We start from the raw sequence: 20,942 nt of genomic DNA on the forward strand, positions 1-20,942 counted from the left end.
CCGACCAGGAGATTTCATGTCCGCCACCAAACGCTTCATCGCCGGCGTCGTTTGCCCCCGCTGCGCGGCCATGGACCGGGTGCGCAGCTGGGAGCAGAACGGCATCCGTTACCGTGACTGCGTGAGCTGCGACTTCTTCGAACAGCTGCCCATCGACGACGACGCGATCCCCGAGATGGAGACGCGGGTCAATCAGGTCCGCGAGGAACAGAAGCAACAGGACGTGCAGACGGTCAAGATCCTCGACCCCAAGAGCTAACCCCATGACTGGCCTGCTCTCTCTCAGACACCCACCACGGCGGGTGCTGGAACTGCTAGGCCTCGCGGCCGCCGCCGCACTGCTGGTGGCGCGCCTCGATCTGGCGACCCTGGCGGCCGGCCTGGGATTCTTCCTGTGGGGCATGAGCTATCTGGAAGAGGCCACCAAGCGGCTCTCCGGCGGCACCCTGGATCGCTGGCTGGCCGCCGCCACCGCCAGCACGCCTCGGGCCATTGCGATGGGCACCCTGTCCACCGCCCTGGTGCAGTCGAGTTCGCTGATCACCCTGCTGGCGATGTCCTTCGTCGGCGCCGGCCTGATCGCCCTGCCCGGCGCCATCGCCCTGCTGTTCGGTGCCAACCTCGGCACCACCACCGGTGCCTGGCTGATTGCCGCCTTCGGCCTCAAGATAAGCCTGTCCCACTACGCCATGCCGCTGCTGGCCCTGGGGCTGCTGGGTAGCCGGCTTATAAAAGGCAGCCTTGCCGGGCTGGCGGGGCTATCTCTCGGCATCGGCCTCTTGTTCCTTGGTATCGACTTCATGAAGCTCGGTTTCGAGGATATGCAGAGCGGCCTGTCGCTGGACAGCCTATCCGGCGAGCGCTTCTGGCACTGGCCGCTGTTCGTGCTGTTCGGGGTGGCAGCCACGGTGGTGATGCAGTCGAGCCACGCGACCCTGCTGATCATCCTCGCCGCCCTGGCCTCCGGCCAACTGCCTTACCTGCCGGCGCTGGCCATCGCCATCGGTGCCAATATAGGCACCACGGTGACGGCGCTGATCGGTGCCCTCGGGGCAGGCACCGCCGGCCGACGGCTGGCGGGGGCCCACCTGATCTTCAATCTGATCACCGCCTGCGTGGCCCTGGCGCTTCTGATGCCACTGGCCTGGCTGGTCGATCAGCTGGCCCTGCTGATCGGCCTGGCGGCGACCGCCTGGCCACTCAAGCTGGCGCTCTTTCATACCCTGTTCAACGGCCTGGGCATCCTGCTTATGCTGCCGGTCATCCCGCGCCTGGCGCGCCTGCTGGAACGGCTCATTCCCGAGCCCAAGCGCCGCCTGCCATCGGCCGAGGCCCGCTACCTGGATGACACCGCCCTGGCTCATGCCGACACCGCCCTGGCCGCGCTGGAGCGGGAGAGCCGGCGCCTCGAGCGCCGCGCCTACCATGTGCTGTGCGAGGCCATCCTGGTGCCCAGCGCCGAGGCCCTCGGCCACCCGCCGACCACCGAGGTGGTGCGCGCGCCCATCGCCCCCGACGACTGGCCGGCGGTCAATGCCCGCTATCACGAGCGCCTCAAGCCGCTGCTAGCGGAGCTGATCGACTTCGATGCACGCATCGACGTCCCTCTCACCGAGGATCAGCAGGCTCGGCTCGAGGCCCTCTACGGGCACAGCGTGCGGATGGTCGAGGCGGTGCGCTTCGGTGAGGTGCTGCAGCGCAGCCTGCTACGCCACGCTGCCGCTACCAGCCCGCTGCGCGAGGCACACGACGCCCTGCGCCTGGCGGTGGCCGAGGGGCTCAACCGCCTGGCCAACGACCCCGAGGCCCGGGACATCGAGGCGCCCCTGGAGACGGTGCGCCAGCACTGGCAACACGAACTCGCCGAACGCCTGCGCCGGCATCAGCTGGACGCCTGGCTCGCCACCTCGCTGCTCAACGACCTGCACCAGGCCAGTCGGCTGCTGGCGGCCCTGGTGCCGTCACCCGAAGAGACACATCCGCCTGAAAGGTCAGCCACCTAGGGAGAGGACGGCCCCACTATAAGTCAGGCAACAGCGCCTCGATGCCTTCCACCTGACCGCACCGATCCGGCGTATAGCCAGGCAGTTCGGCCACCGCCGCCTGAAATGCCTCACCCTCGAGCACCCGACACAGCGCCTGAAGCTTGGGTTCGGCCAGGCTGCGCCGATGACAGATCAGCAGATAATCCTCCAGGGCCAGTGGCACGAAACCCAGGCCGAAGCGCTGTGCCGCCGCCTCGACCCCGAAGCCCACGTCCGCCATGTTGGCGGCGACATAGGCCGCCACCGCCGAATGGGTATATTCCTCGAGCTCATAGCCGCGGATGCCCGCGGGCGACAGGCCCGCCTCCGCAAGCAGCCCATCCAGCAGAACCCGCGTCCCCGAGGTCGCCTGGCGGTTGATGAAGCGCGCCTCCCCGCATGCCAGATCCTGCAGCCCGCCGATGCCCAGCGGATTACCCGACGCGACCATCAACCCCTGGCGACGGGTGCTGAAGCGCAAGGCGCGATAGCTCCTGGGTTTCAGCAGGTTCCGGTACGCCCGGCTAACCCGCTGGCCGACCTCGCCGTGCGGCAGGTGAAAGCCGGCCAGGTCGCAGGCACCGCGATGCAGCGCGGCCAGGGCCTCACGAGGGCTGCAGTATTGCAGGTCGAGGCGCAGCTCATGGAGATGCTTGGGCAGCAGCTCGATGGCATAGCCATGGCTGGCATAAAGGCGCAACACCGGCTTCACCCCCTCCAGGGTCTGCTGGATGGCCAGGTTGAGTTCCGAGCCAAGACTCTCCAGCTGCGGCCCCAGCCTCGCAATCACCCGCTGCTCGGCCCACAACAGCTTCTCGCCCAGCGCCGACAGCCGGGCTCCCCGCCCCCGCTCGAGATCGACCAGGGCGATACCGAAGAAATCCTCCCACTTGTTGAGCAGATTCCAGGCGTGGCGATAGGAGATACCCACCGTCTCCGCGGCCCGGGTCAGCTTGCCGTGCCGATGCACCGCCTCGAGCAGCGTGAAGAGTTTGGAATCGAGCTGGTTCCCGGCTTCGTCGCTGAAGTACCAGGCGGGGGTAATCTGAATATGCTTCATGTGAAGTAAGTTTCATATTTTGCCATAAAGACGCCGATGCTAGCTTTAAATGCACCGTGACGCACGCCATTTTCTATATATGAATAGGCGTGCATAACTAGCCAGAAGCACAACAAATAAGGGGGACTCGATGAGCGATTCCCGTGAGTGGACACCGCAGTCGATTCAGGCCGAGATCGACGCCCTGAAGCACAAGCCCGGCGCACTGCTGCCGATTCTCCATGCCATCCAGGACCGCGTCGGCTGCGTGCCCGAGGGAGCGGTGCCGATCATCGCCGAGTCCCTGGGCCAGACCCGTGCCGAGGTGCACGGGGTGATCAGCTTCTACCACCACTTCCGGGCCTCGCCACCGGGCCGGCACGTGGTCCAGGTCTGCCGCGCCGAGGCCTGTCAGGCGGTAGGCGCACGCACCCTGGAAGCCCACGCCAAGGAACGTCTCGGCATCGACTACCACCAGACCTCGGCCGACCGCGAGATCACCCTGGAGGCGGTGTACTGCCTGGGCAACTGCGCCTGTGGCCCCTCGGTCCGCGTCGACGACCAGATCCTTGGCCGAATCACGCCCGAGGCGTTCGACGCCCTGGTCGACGAACTGCGCACCCAAGTGCTGGAGGTAAGCTGATGTCCATTCGCGTCTACGTCCCCCGCGACACCACCGCCCTCTCCCTGGGCGCCGACGCCGTGGCCGATCGGCTGCGCCGCGAGGCCGACAGCCGCGGCCTCGAGCTGACGGTCGTGCGCAACGGCTCCCGCGGCCTGGCCTGGCTCGAGCCGCTGGTCGAGGTCGACACACCCACCGGCCGGGTCGCCTATGGCCCCGTGGCGCCCACCGACGTGCCCGCGCTGCTCGAGGCCGGCCTGCTCGAGGGCCGCGAGGATCATCCGCTGGCCCAGGGGCCGACCGAGGCGATTCCCTACCTGGAGCGCCAGCAGCGCCTGACCTTCGCCCGCATCGGCATCACCGACCCGTTATCGATCGCCGACTACCTGGCCCTTGACGGCTTTCGTGGCCTCGAGGCGGCGCTGGCCCGCGCGCCCCAGGACCTGGTCGAGGAGGTCAAGACCTCAGGGCTGCGCGGGCGTGGCGGTGCCGCCTTCCCCACCGGCATCAAGTGGCAGACGGTGCTCGACACCCCGGCGGACCAGAAGTACATCGTCTGCAATGCCGACGAGGGCGACTCCGGTACCTTCGCCGACCGCCTGATCATGGAGTGCGACCCCTATGTGCTGATCGAGGGCATGGCCATCGCCGGGCTCGCCGTGGGAGCCACCCAGGGCTACATCTACCTGCGCTCCGAGTACCCGCTGGCCAGGGAGGTCCTCGATGCCGCCATCGCCCGCGCCGAGGCCGCCGGGTATCTCGGCGATGATCTTCGCGGCAGCGGCCGCGCCTTCCATCTGGAGGTGCGCCTGGGCGCCGGTGCCTATATCTGTGGCGAAGAGACCTCGCTGCTGGAGAGTCTCGAGGGCAAACGCGGCCTGGTGCGCTTCAAGCCGCCGCTGCCGGCCATCGAGGGGCTGTTCGGCCGCCCCACCGTGGTCAACAACGTGCTGTCGCTGGCCGCCGTTCCCTACATTCTCGCCGAGGGCGCCCAGGCCTATGCCGATCACGGCATGGGTCGCTCCCGCGGCACCCTGGCACTGCAGCTGGCCGGCAACGTCAGGCGCGGCGGCCTGGTGGAGCTGGCCTTCGGCACCACCCTGCGCACCCTGATGGAAGATTTCGGCGGCGGCACCGCCAGCGGCCGCCCGCTGCGCGCCGTGCAGGTCGGCGGCCCGCTGTGTGCCTACCTGCCCGAAAGCCAGTGGGACATGCCGCTGGACTACGAGACCTTCAGCGAGGTCGGCGCCGGCGTCGGCCACGGTGGCGTGGTGATGTTCGATGACAGCGTCGACATGGCCGAGCAGGCCCGCTTCACCATGGAATTCTGCAAGGTGGAATCCTGCGGCAAGTGCACCCCCTGCCGCATCGGCTCGACCCGCGGCGTCGAGGCCATCGAGCGCATTCGCGCCGGCGACAACCGCGACGCCAACCTCGAACTGCTCGGCGAGCTCTGCGAAACCATGGAGGACGGTTCGCTGTGCGCCATGGGCGGCATGACCCCCTTCCCGGTGCAGAGCGCCCTGAAACACTTCCCCGACGACTTCCAGCGTGCGCCGGAAGGAGACCGCTCATGATTCAGCACTTCGACCCCCGCCAGCAGCACGAAAAGGCACTTTCCAAGGACCTGGGCACCCCGGCTCCCGCCGCCGACGCGGCCCCCGTCCGCCTCGAGATCGATGGCGTAGCGATCAGTGTGCCCGAGGGCACCTCGGTGCTGCGCGCCGCGGCCCTGGCCGACATCAACATCCCCAAGCTGTGCGCTACCGACAGCCTCGAGGCCTTCGGCTCCTGCCGGCTGTGCGCCGTCCAGGTCGAGGGCAAGCGCGGCACGCCGGCGGCCTGCACCACCCCGGTCGCCGAGGGCATGAAGGTCACCACCCAGAACGAGCGCCTGGCCCGGCTGCGCCGCAACGTCATGGAGCTCTACATCTCCGACCACCCGCTGGACTGCCTGACCTGTCCGGCCAACGGCGACTGCGAACTGCAGGACATGGCCGGCGCGGTGGGCCTGCGCGAGGTACGCTACGGCTTTACGGGCGAGAACCATCTGGCCGCCGAAAAGGATCACTCCAACCCCTATTTCAGCTTCGACCCCAGCAAGTGCATCGTCTGCTCGCGCTGCGTGCGCGCCTGCGAGGAGGTCCAGGGCACCTTCGCGCTGACCATCGACGGCCGGGGCTTCGACTCCAAGGTGGCGGCCGGCCAGGACGAGGCCTTCATGGACTCCGAGTGCGTGTCCTGCGGCGCCTGCGTGCAGGCCTGCCCGACCTCGACGCTGATGGAGAAGAGCGTCATCGACTCAGGCCAGCCCGAGCACAGCGTGATCACCACCTGCGCCTACTGCGGCGTGGGCTGCTCCTTCGAGGCCCAGATGAAGGGCGATCAGCTGGTGCGCATGGTCCCCTACAAGGGCGGCGACGCCAACCACGGCCACTCCTGCGTCAAGGGCCGCTTCGCCTTCGGCTATGCGACCCACCCGGATCGCATCACCACACCGATGATCCGCGACACCATCGACGAGCCCTGGCGGCCGGTCGGCTGGGAGGAGGCGATCGCCTTCGCCGCCGAGCGCCTGAAGGCGATCCAGGCCGAACACGGCCGCGAGAGCATCGGCGGCATCACCTCCTCGCGCTGCACCAACGAGGAAACCTACCTGGTGCAGAAGCTGATCCGCGCGGCCTTCGGCAACAACAACACCGACACCTGCGCGCGGGTCTGCCACTCACCCACCGGCTACGGCCTCAAGACCACCCTCGGCGAGTCCGCCGGCACCCAGACCTTCGACTCGGTGATGCAGGCCGACGCCATCATCGTGATCGGCGCCAACCCCACCGACGCCCACCCAGTGTTCGGCTCGCTGATGCGCAAGCGGCTGCGCCAGGGCGCCTCGCTGATCGTCGCCGACCCGCGGCGCATCGACCTGCTCAAGACGCCCCACCTCGAGGACGCCCAGCATCTGCCGCTGCGCCCGGGCACCAACGTGGCGCTGGTCAACGCCCTGGCCCATGTGGTGGTCAACGAGGGGCTCGAGGATCACGACTTCATCGCCGCGCGCTGCGATACCGAGGCCTATCGCGCCTGGCGCGACTTCATCAGTGAGGAGCGACACTCCCCCGAGGCCAGCGAGGCGACCACCGGCGTGGCCGCCGAGGCCGTGCGCCATGCCGCGCGTACCTACGCCACGGCCGGCAATGGCGCCATCTACTATGGCCTCGGCGTCACCGAGCACAGTCAGGGCTCGACCATGGTGATGGGCATCGCCAACCTGGCGCTGGCCACCGGTAACATCGGCCGCGAAGGCGTGGGCGTGAACCCGCTGCGCGGCCAGAACAACGTCCAGGGCTCCTGCGACATGGGCTCCTTCCCCCATGAACTGCCGGGCTACCAGCATGTCGCCGACGTCGCGGCTCGCGGGCGCTTCGAGGCCGCCTGGGGTGTCGCGCTCGACGACGAGCCGGGGCTGCGCATTCCCAACATGTTCGACGCCGCCATCGAGGGCAGCTTCAAGGCGCTCTATGTGCAGGGCGAGGACATCGCCCAGTCCGATCCCAATACCCAGCATGTGGAGGCGGCGCTGTCCTCGCTTCAGTGCCTGATCGTCCAGGATATCTTCCTCAATGAGACCGCCAAGTACGCCCATGTGCTGCTGCCGGGTTCGAGCTTTCTGGAGAAGGACGGCACCTTCACCAACGCCGAGCGACGCATCAACCGCGTGCGCAAGGTGATGCCGCCGCAGGCCGGCAAGGCCGACTGGGAGGTCACCGTCGAGCTGTCCCGGGCGCTCGGCTACCCCATGGACTACACGCATCCGTCCGAGATCATGGACGAAGTCGCCCGGCTCACGCCGAGCTTCGCCGGGGTCAGCTACGAAAAACTCGATGAGTGCGGCAGCCTGCAGTGGCCCTGCAACGCCGAGCATCCCGACGGCACCCCGACCCTGCACGAGGTCGACTTCCCGCTCGGCCGCGGCCGCTTCGCGATCACCGAGTACATGGCCAGCGAGGAACGCGCCAACCGCCACTTCCCGCTGCTGCTGACCACCGGGCGGATCCTCTCCCAGTACAATGTCGGCGCCCAGACCCGCCGCACCGACAACCAGGTGTGGCACGACGAGGACGTGCTCGAGCTGCATCCCTCGGATGCCGAGGTGCGCGGCATCAAGGACGGCGACTGGCTGGGCATCACCAGCCGTGCCGGCCAGACGGTACTGCGCGCAAGGCTCAGCGAGCGCATGCAGCCCGGCGTGGTCTACACCACCTTCCACCACCCGGGCAGCGGCGCCAACGTGATCACCACCGACAGCTCCGACTGGGCCACCAACTGCCCCGAATACAAGGTGACCGCGGTACAGGTGGAGAAAGTCAGCCGCCCCTCCGCATGGCAGCGGCGCTTCAACGAGGTCGATCGGGCGCAGCAGGCGTACCTGGCCACGGCCCGGGAGGCGACGTCATGAAGCGGGAGCGCGCCACGGCGCCTGCCCTACCTGTGCGCTACCAGCATGTCGAGGTGCATCGTGGCGCCTCGGGCTGGTATCGCGACGACGCCGACGACGCCCTGGCCCTCGAGGTACCGGTGGCGCTTGCCTACAACGGCATCTCCCACGCGGTGATGATGGCAAGCCCCGCCGATCTCGAGGACTTCGCGCTGGGCTTCAGCTTAAGCGAGGGCATCCTTGCCCACCGCCACGAGTGCTACGACCTGGTGGTGCAGGAGGAACCCCAGGGGATGTCGGTGCACCTGACGATCGCCAGCCGGCGGCTGGCGGAGCTCAAGGAGCGCCGCCGCAGCCTGGCCGGGCGCACCGGCTGCGGCCTGTGCGGTACCGAGGCGCTGGATCAGGCGATCCGCCCGATCCCCTCTGTGCGCGCTTCGCTGCCGAGCGACGCCGCCATCCAGCGAGCCCTCGGGGCGCTGGCCGACCACCAGGCGCTGCAGGCGGCCACCGGGGCCAGCCACGGCGCCGCCTGGTGCGACGCCGACGGCCACATCCAGCGGGTACGCGAGGACGTGGGCCGCCACAACGCCCTGGACAAGCTGATCGGCGCCCTGGCCCGCGAGGGCGGACCAGGCGAGAACGGCTTTGCTCTGATCTCGAGCCGGGCCAGTTACGAAATGGTGCACAAGAGTGCCAGTGCCGGCTTTGGTGCCCTGGTGGCCGTCTCGGCGGCCACGGCACTGGCGGTGGAACAGGCCCGCGAGGCCGGGCTGATGCTGGTCGGCTTCGCCCGCCCCGGCCGCCACCTGGTCTATCACCGCCCCACCGGCACGGCGCCGGTGCGGGCCCACGGTTGAGGAGTCGAGAATGTCGTACGATCAAAGCCAGACGCTGGTTCACATGGTCAACCAGATCGCCGCCAACCTGAGCGGCGGGCGCGAAACGGCCGAGGCCGTGAACGGTATCTGCGCCCACCTGGAGAAGTTCTGGGCCAGGGCCATGAAACAGCGCATCGTCGCCTGCCTCGACGAGCCGGACTGCGGCCTGGGGCCCCTGGCCCGCCAGGCCGTGACGCGCTTGGCCGAACGTCGGGCCAACCAGATTGCCTGACCCGCAGGAATGCAGCAGGGCCGCCTCCCGGGCGGTCCTTTTTCATGACCCCCGGGCTCGATGCCCTGCTTCATCGTCCCTCCTGATGCCTGATTACGCGACGGCCGGTGGCCACGCACGCGTGGTTCGGTGATGCGCGGCGGATCATGAGGCGTCGACGCCTGACACTCGCGGTGATTGCTCTAGGTGCGCGCGGCCACGACGGCTGCGTGCGTGAATCCGCACACCACAGAGCCGACACTTGTGCGGAACTCCAGACAAACACCCTTCATACCTTTTCGACCTTGGTCGGAAACGATTTTTTCAACATCATGATATAAAAGGCGATATAGCTCATATGGCATGTGGATTGCTCTAACTAGAGCGCCAATACGATTATCCCAAGGCAACAACAAAAGAGGACGTCGCATGTCAGCTCACAAGTACTCTTCCAAGGCCGCTTCCACGCTTACTCCCAAGCGCCATACTGCCCGCCGCCTGGCCCTTGCGTCCGGCGTGATGCTGGGTGGCCTGATGATGGTCAGCGCCGCTCAAGCCGACCGCAGCGAATGGCCGGAGAGCTTCACCGTGGGTACCGCCAGCCAGGGTGGCACCTACTTCGTCTACGGTTCCGGCTGGGCCAACCTGATCGCCGACGAGCTCGGCCTGTCCGGCGGTGGCGAGATCACCGGCGGCCCGACCCAGAACCTGGCGCTGGTGCACAGCGGCGAAATCGCCTTCGGCCTTGCCACCATGGGGCCGGCCGCCGATGCGGTGAACGGCAAGAGCCCGCTGGCACCGGGGCTGAAGATGGATAACGTCTGCGCCATGTTCCCGATGTATGAGACCCCGTTCTCGATCGCCACACTGGCAAGCTCCGGCATTGACTCGATCAGCGAGATTCCGGATGGCGCAACCATCGGCTTTGGCCCGGCCGGCTCCACGTCAGACACCTATTTCCCGCTGATCCTCGAGGAGCTGGGCGTCGATTTTGAGCGTCGCAACGGTGGCTGGAACGACCTGGGTGGCCAGCTGCAGGACGGCCTGGTGGATGTCATCGCTTTCGCCGCCGGCATCCCGATTCCGGCCGTCAGCCAGCTCGAGGTGCAGACCGACGTCAACATCATCGAGTTCACCGAAGAAGAGCAGGACAAGGCCACTGCCGCCTTCCCGGTGTCCGAGTTCACCATTCCGGCCAGCACCTATTCCACCCTGGAAGAAGATGCCAATGCCGTTTCCATGTGGAACTTCGCCATCGCCGGTTGTGACCTGCCGGAAGATCTGGTCTACGAAGCGACCAAGATCACCATGGAAAACAACGACAAGATGATGTCGGTGCACCGCAGTGCCGCAACCACCATTCCGGAAAACGTCGGCAAGAACCAGGTGCTGCCGTTCCATCCGGGCGCTGCACGCTGGTACGAAGAGAACGGTTACGAGATCGACCCCGCGCTGATCAAGTGATCCGCTGACAAGCACCATCCTCCCGGCCCTGGCCTGCATCTGAAGGGCCGGGGCCTCACCTCTCACTCAAGGGTGAACCTCCCATGAGCAAGTCATCACCACAGGGTCCTGCGTCCGAGGCGAACTCACCCTCGAGCAAAGAGCCCGAGTCTATCGCCCAGGGCGTCGACGAGGATGTCATCGAATCCAACCGTCGCCTCTTCACCGGCTGGCAATGGTGGTTGTTCGGCATCGCAGCCGTTCTGTATTCCACCTTCCATCTGGTCTCCCTGAACATCTATCCGCTCGAGACCTGGTCGTTTCGGATCGTGCACATCTGCGGCGCCCTGGTACTCGGCTATGGACTCTATGCTGGCACTCGCTTCGCCGATGACAGCAACCCGGCCAGCAGCCGTGGCATCCGGATACTCGGCTATGCCTTGCTGCTGCCGGCCCTCTATTCGCTTATCCAGGTCTTGCTGATGCAGCAGACCATGGCCGGCGAGGCCATGCGCATCGAGCCCGCGGTCGAGCATTGGCACTTTGGCCTGCCGCTGCTCGTCGCCACCAGTGCCGCCATCGTGCTGTCCTGGGCCACCCGTCAGGTGCGCACCGGCATCAGTGCGCCGGACCTGGTGCTGATGATCTGCGCCATCGCAAGCGCCGGCTACTTCCTGGTCATGTACAACTCGCCGCTGCGCATGTCGACCGGCACCACCTTTGCCCCCATTGGCATCTCCTATGCGGCCATCGCCGGTTCGCTGCTGATTCTCGAGCTGACCCGTCGGGTCGCCGGCCTGGCGCTGGTGATCATCTCCGCGGTCTTCCTCACCTATGTGTTCGCTGGCCCCTACCTGCCGGGCTTCCTCGGCTACCCGGGGCTCTCGGTGGGCCGCTTCTTCAGCCAGGTCTATACCGACGCCGGCATCCTCGGTCCGACCACTGCCGTATCGTCGACCTATATCATTCTGTTCATCATCTTCGCCGCCTTCCTGCAGGCCTCGAAGGTCGGTGACTACTTCGTCAACTTCGCCTTTGCCGCTGCCGGTCGTGCCCGGGGTGGCCCCGCCAAGGTGGCGATCTTCGCCTCCGGCCTGATGGGCATGATCAATGGCACCAGCGCCGGCAACGTGGTCTCCACCGGCTCGCTGACCATCCCGCTGATGAAGAAGGTCGGCTACCCGGCACGCAGTGCCGGCGCTATCGAGGCCGCCGCCTCCACTGGCGGTCAGATCATGCCGCCGATCATGGGCGCCGGCGCCTTCATCATGGCCGAGATCACCGGGATCCCGTATACCGAGATCGCCATTGCCGCGATCATCCCCTCGATCCTGTATTTCGCCTCGGTCTACTTCATGGTCGACTTCGAGGCGGCCCAAAAGGGCATGCGCGGCATGCGCAAGGACGAGATCCCGCTGTTCTCGAAGCTGGTCAAGCAGGTCTACCTGTTCGCACCGATCATCATCCTGATCGCGGCCCTCTTCATGGGTTATTCGGTGATTCGCGCCGGCACCCTGGCCACCGCCTCGGCCGCCGTGGTGAGCTGGATCTCGCCCAACAAGATGGGTATCCGTGCCATCCTCAAGGCGATGGAACTGGCCAGCACCATGGCCATCCAGATCATCGCCGTCTGTGCCTGTGCCGGCATCATCGTCGGCGTGATCTCGCTGACCGGCGTCGGCGCGCGCTTCTCATCGCTGCTGCTCGGCCTGGCCGGCGTCAGCCAGCTGCTGGCGCTGTTCTTCGCCATGTGTATCTCGATCCTGCTGGGCATGGGCATGCCGACCACGGCCGCCTATGCGGTGGCGGCATCGGTGGTGGCCCCCGGCCTGATCGACATCGGCATCCAGCCGCTGATCGCGCACTTCTTCGTGTTCTATTTTGCGGTGGTCTCGGCGATCACACCGCCGGTGGCACTTGCCTCCTACGCGGCCGCGGGTATCTCCGGCGCCAACGCCATGCAGACCTCGGTGACCTCGTTCAAGATCGGCCTGGCCGCCTACATCGTGCCCTTCATGTTCTTCTACAGCCCGGGCATCCTGATGGAAGGCTCCTGGCTGCAGATCCTCAGGGTCGGCATCACCGCGACGCTTGGCATCGTGCTGCTGGCGGGCTCGGTACAAGCCTGGTTCTTCGGCCATGTGAACGGCCTGATCCGCCTGGCGTTGCTGGCCGGTGCCGTGTGCATGATCTACGGCGGCTTGATCACCGACCTCGCCGGTATCGCCATCGGCGTCGCCATCTTCCTGCTGCAACGCAGCAAGGGGGCCGGCGGCAACAGCGCGACCGCAACATCCTGACCGCAGACCGCTCCCCACCGGGGAGCGGTTAGCTGCCCTCATATAGCGCTGCAAAAATAAAACGGGGCCCCGCCATGGCGGGGCCCCGTTTCGTTGTGTCTCTACCTGAGTGCTCAATCACATGACACGGTGCGAGTGATCATCTGACAGGCGCCGGGATCAAGTGCCCGGCTCATGCCAAGGCGCATGTAAGCCCTATGCCCTCAGGTTATCCAGCACCTTGAGCGAGGCCTGGGCCTGGTTGAGGGTGTAGAAGTGCAGCCCCGGGGCACCGCCATCGAGCAGCCGCTCGCAGAGACGGGTAATCACTTCCTCGCCGAAGGCCTGGATGCTCTCGCTGTCATCACCATAGGCTTCAAGCTGCTTGCGCATCCAGCGCGGGATATCGGCCCCGCAGGCATCCGAAAAGCGCGCCAGCTTGGTGTAGTTGGTGATGGGCATGATGCCGGGGATGATCGGCACCTCGACCCCCAGCTTGCGGGCCCTCTCGACGAAGTGGAAGTAAGCGTCCGGATTGAAGAAATACTGGGTAATGGCGAGATTGGCGCCGGCCCTGGCCTTGCGCGCGAAGTTCTCGAGGTCACGCTCGAAGCTCGGCGCCTGCGGATGGCTCTCCGGGTAGGCGGCCACGGCGATCTCGAAGTGATCGCCCGTCTCCTCGCGGATGAACTCGACCAGTTCGTTGGCATAGCGAAGCTCACCGGTGCCGCCCATGCCCGAGGGCAGGTCGCCACGCAGGGCCACCAGGCTATTGATGTCGGTTTCGCGATACTGGGCCAGCAGCTCGCGCAGGGCCCCCTTGTCACTACCGACGCAGGATATATGCGGCGCGGTGTTGATGCCGGACTGGCGCATCGTATTGACGGTCTGGGTCGTGCGCGCCTGGGTCGAACCACCGGCACCATAGGTCACCGAGAAGAAGCGGGGCTCACGGGCGGCCAGGGCATCACGCACACCAAGCAGCTTCTCCTTCCCCGCGTCGGTCGTGGGCGGAAAGAATTCGAAACTGATACCTAGCGGATGCTCGACTGCGCTCATGGACTCAACCCTCGTCGGTCGCCTGGCCGGCGACGCTGCCTGTCGTTTTGTTCATGGTCTCGCCCACTCCATGAATGCCCGTAAGGGCTGGGCAAAAATCCGGAGTAGAGAAGCGAAAGACCTTGAGATGCGCTCATTGTGCCGCCCGGATTGAGCCGCGACTAATGAAAGTTTCACGCCATCCATATCAATTTGATTCATGTTGGCACCGAGCCAGACCTGAGGGGGCCACGTTAGCGGCGCGCCTGGGGGCCTTTCTGCGCCTCCACCGCCCTGCGCCGTGGCGGCCAGCGCAGCCAGCCACTGCCGATCAGCATGCCCAGTGTGATCAGCCCTGCCGCCAGGGTCAGTGAGCCGCTTGGCTGTGCATAACCGCAGGCGATCAGCACCACGGTCGAGAGCAGAGGCGTGAAGTAGGACAACAGCCCCAGCAGGCGCAGGTCACCATGCTTGACGCCTAGATCCCAGGTGAAGAAGGCACTACCCACCGGACCAAGGCCAAGCCCCAGCACGCCAAGCCAGCCTAGCCCCTCCGGCCAGCGAGTCGCCTCGAACAGCAGATGGCCCAGCCCGGCAAGCAGCGCGGTGACAAGACAGAAACCACCCACCGCCGCGGTCGGCACCTGTCGCATGGTCCGCGACAGCACCGAATAGCCGCTCCACAGAAAGGCGCAGGCGATCGCCGCCCCGTACCCCAGGAAAGAGCCATTCCCCGAGACATCACCGCCGATCAGCAAGGCGGCACCGGCAAACCCCAGCAAGGCACCGAGGACATGCACCACTTTCAAGCGCTCCCCTGGCAGCAGCCCCACGAACAACACGATCAGCAATGGCCACAGGTAGCTGATCAGCCCGGCGTTGGCCGGCGGAGCATTCTGCTGGGCGACAAAATAGAGGGCGTGATAGCCAAAGAGCCCGCCGACCCCAAGCGCCCAGACGGCAGGCGGCAGCCGCAACGCCACCTTGAGCGATTCGCCGCGCGCCCGAAGCCAGACAGCGAAACAGACGAAAGCCACCGCAAAGGACAAGGCCGTGAGCAGAAACGGCGGCACCGGCCCGGCCAGCTGGGTCAGGGCCGCCAGCAGCGCCCAGTTGAGCACTGTGGTGGCGCCGATGGCGGTGGCGCGCGGATTGTGGGTGTCGGGGCCGGTCATGACATCGCTCCTGAAGGCGGCATAAACATCAGGCGTAGCCTGGCAGAGACAGGCCCCGATCACTTGTCGAATTCTGACCCTTTGCAGGCGGTGCGCTCAGCCTGACAGCTGGGCGATGACAAGGCATCATGAGGCTTTTACATCAGGAGATACCGATGGCAGAGCTCGACCTTGGCGCCACCCTTCTGGCGCCGCTGTGGATGCTGCTGGCCTTCGTCGGCCTGGGCGTGCTCTGTGCCCGCGGGCTGTCCCTCGACCCGCGCCCCATCGCCAGCCTGTTGATCTACGTCATCGCCCCGGTGACGGTCTTCCGCGGCCTGGTACTGGGTGGCCCTACCCCCGCCTACTTGCTGCTGACGCTGGGGGTCTTCGTCACCTCAAGCGTGATGTGTCTGATCGTGGGTCGCCTGGCTCGCCGCTTCTTCCCAAGCGAGGAGGCCTCGCTGCTGGCCTTCTCCGCCGGCACCGCCAATACCGGCTATTTCGGGCTACCGGTGGCCATGGTGCTGCTGTCGCCTGAGGGCGTGACTCAATATCTTTTCTGCCTGCTTGGCATGAACCTCTATGAATTCACCCTGGGCTTCTATATCGGTGCTCGCGGGCGTTTCTCGGTGCGCGAGAGCCTTGGCAAGATCCTGCGTCTGCCGCTGATCTACGCCTTCCTCGCAGCCCTCGTGGCAAGCGGCCTGTCGCTGCCGCTGCCGGCGGCACTGATGGAGGGCATCGAGGTCTTTCCGCCCACCTATACCCTGCTTGGCATGATGATCATCGGCATGACCCTGGGCCGCGTCAGCTTGAAGGAGCTGGACCCGGGGTTCATCGGCGCCGCGCTGGCGGTGCGCTTCGCGCTCTGGCCGCTGGTCAGCCTCGGTGCCGTGCTGGCGCTACAGGCATTGCTTAGGATCGACGAAGAGCTGGCCCTGGCGCTGCTGCTGATCGGCGTGGTGCCGATGGCCGCCAATCTGGTGGTGGTAGCCATGGAACTTGGCAGCCGGGCCGAAAAGGCGGCACTGGCGGTGCTTGCCAGCACCCTGATGGCCCCCTTGGTGATGCCCCTCTATCTGGAAGGCTTGCTCGCGCTACTAGCGAGGGGCTGAGTCTGCCGCCAGAACCGCGGCGATAGCCCATGGCGATCACGAAAGGTACGCGAAAAATGCGCGGCATCGCCGAAGCCACAGGCCAGGGCGATCTCGGTAAGGCTGGCGGAGGACTCGACCATCAGCGTCTCGGCCCGCTCGAGGCGACGCTCGAGCAACCAGGCATGGGGGGAGCGGCCGGTCAGGGCACGGAACTGGCGAGCGAAGGCCGCCTCGGCCATATGGCAACGGGCCGCCCAATCGCGGACCCGCCAGCGCCGGGCCAGGTCGGCCTCGATTTCGGGTAGCAGATGTAACAAGCGCAGGCGCGGCTCGCCGACCGTCTTCGACGGCGGACTCAAGGCACCGCCGAGCCAGGCCGCCAGCGCCGTCGGATCAGCTTCCCTGAGTCGCCGGGCCTGATTCATTAGCACTGGAGACAGGCGCCGCGCATCGCGAGTCAGCACTTCCTCCAGGGCCAGCGACTCACACCAGGCCACCGGCAGGTCGACGACCAGGGTGCGGTTATCCCTCGGCGCCAGGTAATGATGCGTATCGCCCGAGGGGATCGGCACCAGCACCCCAGGCGCGACCCGGCGACTGCGACCCGACACCTCCAGCTCGACACAGCCTTCTAGCCCCAGCAACAGCTGGTGATAGCCATGACGATCGCTGAGTACACGATCCGGATAGGACCGCACGGCGACTAAGGGAGACGCTTGAGTATCGGTTGCGGGCATGAAAAACCTCCTGCCCTATTGAAGCACAGCCCCAGCGCCGCACAAGGCCTCGCGGCTCATGCGCTTGTGCGATCAGGCGCTCGCCAACGACCCTGCCTCCATGGAGCGTGGCTCTACCACAGGCTCCACGCCGATCACCCGGCCCTCCCAGTCGATCAGGCTGAGACGACCGTCACGATCCTCCATCAGCGCCGTGCAATGTTCGACCCAGTCACCGTCATTGCAGTAGAGAACGCCCGGGCGAGTCGCGAAGCCGGCCTTGTGAATATGGCCACCGATATAGCCATCGAGTCCCTCCCGCGCCGCCTGATGCATCGCCGCCTGCTCGAACTGCTCGACGTAGCGGCGCGCCGCCCCCACCTGGCGCTTCAAGGCCCCCGCCAGCGACCAGTAGGGCAGTCCCAGCAGGCGACGGCTGTGATTGCACCAGCGATTCAGCGATAGCAGAAACTGGTGCATGCCATCACCCAGCGCCATCAGCCAGGGGGCCATGCGCACATGGGTATCGAACTCATCGCCGTGGCTGACCAACAGCCGCCGGTGATCGGCGGTCGCGTGAATCACCCGGCGCTCGATGCGCACGTTATAGAGTCTGAGACCACACAGCCGACGCATGGCCGCATCGTGGTTGCCAGGAATGTAGATCACCTCGCAGCCACCACGGGCCAGGCGCAGTATCCGCGCCATCAGCCGCTGCTGGGCACTCGGCAGTACCGCCCGCTTGCGCATGGCGATCAGATCGATGATATCGCCGACCAGATAGAGTCGCTTGGGACGCACCCGGCGCAGCAGGCTGTCGAGTAGCTGGGCCTGGCAGTCTGGCGTGCCCATGTGCAGATCAGAGATGAACAGGGTGCGGGGGTCGGTCGGGGCAATCGGCGGGATAGTCATGGGGCGGCCTCCTTCGAACGCCCACCCATGATGTCGCCGCGCCATGACGCTTCAATGGCGCGGCGGTGACGATGCCGTGACAGTCTGCGAATGCCGGAATCGGCCCAGCAGCCGGGCTCCTCAGGCTAGACCGGCGACTCCCCCACCGATCGTTTGGCAACGCGCTGGGCCAAGGCGGCTAAGACACGAGCGGCAGCTCCGGCGCCACCAACACCCTGGCTGCGGCAGGCCGGGCCCTCAGACGCTCGATATAGGCCATCAGGCGCGGCGTCTCGGCCAACAGGTCCTTGGCGGCGGGCATGCCGGCGAGATAGTCGAGCATCGGCGCGGCAAGAGCATCGGCAATCGTGAAGTCATCGCCGACCAGGTAGTCGCCCTGGCTCAACGCCTCTTCCAGCAGGCCCAGCATGCGGACCACCTCCGGTTGAGCCGCAGCCACCATCTCGTCGCGGACGGCCCCGTTCTCGCCCTTGGGAAACACGAACTCCAGCAGGTAGCGACGCACCAGTGCTTGATCCACGTAGAGCGCGAGTATTCCGGTCCACTGGTCGACCCGTGCCCGCTGCCAGGGATCTTCAGGCTGAAGAGCGGGTCCGTCGAAGGCCGCATCCAGATAACGGCAGATGCTCGGCGTCTCGATCAGGCGCCGCTCGCCATGCAGCAGAATGGGCACCTTGCCGAAGGGATGCAGGGCAAAGTGTTCGGAGGAGTGCATCACCAAGGGGCGGCCTTCACTTTCAGTGCCGAGGGTGTAGGGAATGCCCTTCTCCTCGCAGCACAGCTGAACGCTGCGCACGAAGGTACTGAACTGGGGGCCGATGATATGCACGGAAGTCGCCATCGGTATCGCTCCATCGGAGGGGGATACTGCCAGGCTAGCCCGCGACACTATATGTTCAAGAACATATAGTGCCTTCATGCCATATTGCCCCCATGCCCTGGTGCACCTCAGGGCCTTCAATCAGCCGAGGAGCAAAGCCCCCATGCCGTGGAGCGACGATCACAAACCGCGTACTCGTCAACGCATCCTGGAGGCCGCCGCTGCCCTGTTCACCCAGCAGGGATTCGCTGGGGTGAGCATCGACGAGGTGATGCGCCATGCTGGCCTGACCCGCGGCGCCTTCTATGCTCACTTCCTCTCCAAAGGAGAACTCTATAGTGCGGCGCTACAGCATGCCGCCCACGCAAATATCGACCAACTTGATAACGCTACGCCCAAACAGCGCGTGTTCGGCTACTTGAGCGAAGCCCACCGCCAAGGACTGGACATCAATTGTCCGCTCGCCTGCCTGGTAAGCGACGTTGCCCAGCAGGACGACAGCGTCCGTGACGCCTACACCCGACTATTCTCGGGCTTCGTGACTCGCTGCCAGCAGGCCGATGGCGCTATAGGGGCTCGCGAACGCGCCTTGCAACAGGCCGTCACCCTGATCGGCGGCATGGCGATTGCTCGCACCCTCAGTGACGATGCCCTGGCCGAGGAGGTGCTGGCGGCCTGCCGGGGCCTGGCCATCGCCGAGGATGCCTGACGCGCGAGTCATGCCTCGCTAGTAGCGGTAGCTGTCCGGCTTGAAGGGGCCCTCTGCGGCTAGCCCCAGGTAGTCCGCCTGCGCCTGGGTCAGTTGGGTAATCACGCCACCAAAGCCTTCGACCATGTAGCGGGCTACTTCTTCATCCAGATGACGGGGCAACACCGACAGCGTCAGCGCCGCACGACGCGCTTCCAGCGACAGATCGGCGAAGCGGCTCTCGAAGAGGTGGATCTGGGCCAGCACCTGGTTGGCAAAGGAGCCATCCATGATCCGTGAAGGATGGCCGGTCGCATTGCCCAGATTGACCAGCCTGCCCTCGGCAAGCAGCAGCAGGTAGTCGCCACTTTCGGGATCGAAGGCGCCCGGGGTGCTGTCGCGGTAGACCTTGTGGACCTGCGGCTTGATTTCTTCCCAGTGCCACTGGCGGCGCATATGGGCGGTGTCGATCTCGCTGTCGAAATGGCCGATATTGCACACCACGCAGCCCTTCTTGAGGGCCTCGAGCATGGGGGCGTCGCAGGCGTCGATGTTGCCGGTGGCGGTGACCACCAGGTCGATCTTGCCAAGCATTGCCGTATCGAGACTGGCGGTGCCGCCGTTCTGGCCTTCGCGGTAGGGAGACACCACTTCGAAGCCGTCCATGCAGGCCTGCATGGCACAGATCGGGTCGATCTCACTGACCTTGACGATCATGCCCTCCTGACGCAGCGAGGCCGCCGAGCCCTTGCCGACATCGCCATAGCCCACCACCAGCGCCTGCTTGCCGGCCAACAGGTGATCGAGGGCGCGCTTGATGGCATCGGACAAGGAGTGGCGACAGCCGTACTTGTTGTCGTTCTTCGACTTGGTGACGGCATCGTTGACGTTGATCGCCGGCACCTTGAGGCTGCCATCGCGCAGCATCTCGTGCAGGCGATGAACGCCGGTGGTGGTCTCCTCCGAGATGCCGTGGATGGCCTCGAGCAGCTCGGGGCGCTGCTCATGCAGCAGGGCGGTAAGATCGCCGCCATCGTCGAGCACCAGGTTCGGCACCCAGCCATCGGGGCCCTCGACGGTCTGTTCGATACACCACCAGAACTCTTCCTCGGTCTCGCCCTTCCAGGCAAACACCGGGATGCCCGCCGCAGCGATCGCGGCGGCGGCATGGTCCTGAGTCGAGAAGATATTGCAGGACGACCAGCGCACGCTGGCCCCCAGCGCCACCAGGGTCTCGATCAGCACGGCCGTCTGGATGGTCATGTGAATACAGCCGCTGATTCGCGCACCGGCCAACGGCTGGGCGGCGCGGTACTTCTCGCGGATCTTCATCAGCGCCGGCATCTCGGTTTCGGCGATGCGAATCTCGCGGCGGCCCCAATCGGCCAGGGAGGAATCGGCGACTTTATGGTCGCCGGCGGGCACAGCGGACATGGCGGGTCGAGTCATGCAACACCTCGGTCAGCTAAGCGGGACGTTACTGGTACCTAACCACGGTACTGCCCCTAATATAGGCGGCTTATCCGACTCTCACCATGCCGGCCGAGGCACCGTGGCACAAACCTGACACCAAGGGCAAA

The 20,942-nt window shown here is 65.9% G+C and carries 18 protein-coding genes; 11 read left to right on the forward strand and 7 right to left on the reverse strand.

Translation table 11 applies throughout. The features are described from left to right. Positions 1-16: 16 nt before the first annotated feature. Positions 17-259 carry a YheV family putative zinc ribbon protein gene (locus tag HF027_RS09250; RefSeq protein ID WP_168014994.1) on the forward strand — a complete coding sequence of 81 codons (243 nt, stop codon included), beginning with the start codon at positions 17-19 and terminating at the stop codon, positions 257-259. Between the two features lie 4 nt (positions 260-263). Beyond that, positions 264-2,003: a Na/Pi cotransporter family protein gene (locus tag HF027_RS09255; RefSeq protein WP_168014996.1), complete on the forward strand. Its 1,740-nt coding sequence runs from the start codon at positions 264-266 to the stop codon at positions 2,001-2,003. A gap of 16 nt (positions 2,004-2,019) precedes the next feature. Here HF027_RS09255 and HF027_RS09260 read toward each other — a convergent pair whose 3' ends face one another. Beyond that, on the reverse strand, positions 2,020-3,084 hold the full coding sequence (locus HF027_RS09260; RefSeq protein ID WP_168014998.1) for a substrate-binding domain-containing protein: 1,065 nt from the start codon (positions 3,082-3,084) through the stop codon (positions 2,020-2,022). Between the two features lie 130 nt (positions 3,085-3,214). Here HF027_RS09260 and HF027_RS09265 point away from each other — a divergent pair, with 130 nt between their 5' ends. The 7 genes from HF027_RS09265 to HF027_RS09295 all read left to right on the forward strand — a co-directional run bounded on the left by HF027_RS09265 (position 3,215) and on the right by HF027_RS09295 (position 12,955). Then, the gene (locus HF027_RS09265) at positions 3,215-3,706 is read left to right on the forward strand and encodes a formate dehydrogenase subunit gamma (protein WP_168015000.1); all 492 of its coding nucleotides are present in this window, start codon (positions 3,215-3,217) and stop codon (positions 3,704-3,706) included. Next, positions 3,706-5,262: a formate dehydrogenase beta subunit gene (locus HF027_RS09270; RefSeq protein WP_168015002.1), complete on the forward strand. Its 1,557-nt coding sequence runs from the start codon at positions 3,706-3,708 to the stop codon at positions 5,260-5,262. Before HF027_RS09265 ends, HF027_RS09270 begins: the two co-directional genes overlap by 1 nt. Further along, a complete protein-coding gene (gene fdhF, locus HF027_RS09275) occupies positions 5,259-8,141 on the forward strand; it encodes a formate dehydrogenase subunit alpha (protein ID WP_168015004.1) in 2,883 nt (960 codons plus the stop codon). The genes HF027_RS09270 and fdhF overlap by 4 nt, the downstream gene beginning before the upstream one ends. Continuing rightward, on the forward strand, positions 8,138-8,980 hold the full coding sequence (gene fdhD, locus HF027_RS09280) for a formate dehydrogenase accessory sulfurtransferase FdhD (protein ID WP_168015006.1): 843 nt from the start codon (positions 8,138-8,140) through the stop codon (positions 8,978-8,980). Before fdhF ends, fdhD begins: the two co-directional genes overlap by 4 nt. Before the next feature lie 10 nt (positions 8,981-8,990). After that, complete coding sequence (locus tag HF027_RS09285) at positions 8,991-9,233, forward strand: formate dehydrogenase subunit delta (protein WP_168015008.1); 243 nt, start codon at positions 8,991-8,993, stop codon at positions 9,231-9,233. Positions 9,234-9,641: 408 nt separating this feature from the next. Continuing rightward, a complete protein-coding gene (locus HF027_RS09290; RefSeq protein WP_168015010.1) occupies positions 9,642-10,676 on the forward strand; it encodes a TAXI family TRAP transporter solute-binding subunit in 1,035 nt (344 codons plus the stop codon). An 83-nt stretch (positions 10,677-10,759) separates the two neighbouring features. After that, positions 10,760-12,955: a TRAP transporter permease gene (locus HF027_RS09295; protein ID WP_168015012.1), complete on the forward strand. Its 2,196-nt coding sequence runs from the start codon at positions 10,760-10,762 to the stop codon at positions 12,953-12,955. A 195-nt stretch (positions 12,956-13,150) separates the two neighbouring features. Here HF027_RS09295 and metF read toward each other — a convergent pair whose 3' ends face one another. Continuing rightward, the gene (gene metF, locus HF027_RS09300) at positions 13,151-13,993 is read right to left on the reverse strand and encodes a methylenetetrahydrofolate reductase [NAD(P)H] (protein WP_168015014.1); all 843 of its coding nucleotides are present in this window, start codon (positions 13,991-13,993) and stop codon (positions 13,151-13,153) included. A 233-nt stretch (positions 13,994-14,226) separates the two neighbouring features. Then, positions 14,227-15,147 (reverse strand): aromatic amino acid exporter YddG, encoded by a 921-nt coding sequence (gene yddG / locus HF027_RS09305; protein WP_168015016.1) that lies wholly within the window; start codon positions 15,145-15,147, stop codon positions 14,227-14,229. A 155-nt stretch (positions 15,148-15,302) separates the two neighbouring features. On the opposite strand from yddG, the gene HF027_RS09310 reads away from it, so the two are divergent. Continuing rightward, a complete protein-coding gene (locus HF027_RS09310; RefSeq protein WP_168015018.1) occupies positions 15,303-16,244 on the forward strand; it encodes an AEC family transporter in 942 nt (313 codons plus the stop codon). Here the strand turns inward: HF027_RS09310 and HF027_RS09315 are convergent. From HF027_RS09315 to HF027_RS09325, 3 genes are all read right to left on the reverse strand, one after another. Continuing rightward, positions 16,205-16,963, reverse strand: coding sequence for an AraC family transcriptional regulator (locus tag HF027_RS09315; RefSeq protein WP_168015020.1), 759 nt, complete (start codon positions 16,961-16,963; stop codon positions 16,205-16,207). The two genes, HF027_RS09310 and HF027_RS09315, sit on opposite strands and share 40 nt — an antisense overlap. Positions 16,964-17,035: 72 nt before the next feature. Next, complete coding sequence (locus HF027_RS09320; protein ID WP_168015022.1) at positions 17,036-17,854, reverse strand: UDP-2,3-diacylglucosamine diphosphatase; 819 nt, start codon at positions 17,852-17,854, stop codon at positions 17,036-17,038. A gap of 178 nt (positions 17,855-18,032) precedes the next feature. Continuing rightward, entirely contained in the window at positions 18,033-18,695 is a 663-nt protein-coding gene (locus tag HF027_RS09325) for a glutathione S-transferase family protein (RefSeq protein ID WP_168015024.1), read from the reverse strand. Between the two features lie 142 nt (positions 18,696-18,837). Here HF027_RS09325 and HF027_RS09330 point away from each other — a divergent pair, with 142 nt between their 5' ends. After that, on the forward strand, positions 18,838-19,383 hold the full coding sequence (locus tag HF027_RS09330) for a TetR/AcrR family transcriptional regulator (RefSeq protein ID WP_168015026.1): 546 nt from the start codon (positions 18,838-18,840) through the stop codon (positions 19,381-19,383). Between the two features lie 18 nt (positions 19,384-19,401). On the opposite strand, the gene ahcY is transcribed toward HF027_RS09330, so the two are convergent. Then, the gene (gene ahcY, locus HF027_RS09335) at positions 19,402-20,811 is read right to left on the reverse strand and encodes an adenosylhomocysteinase (RefSeq protein WP_245184625.1); all 1,410 of its coding nucleotides are present in this window, start codon (positions 20,809-20,811) and stop codon (positions 19,402-19,404) included. Positions 20,812-20,942 lie beyond the last annotated feature (131 nt).

The sequence above is a fragment of the Halomonas salinarum genome (assembly GCF_012062845.1).
Taxonomy (GTDB): Bacteria; Pseudomonadota; Gammaproteobacteria; order Pseudomonadales; family Halomonadaceae; genus Onishia; species Onishia salinarum.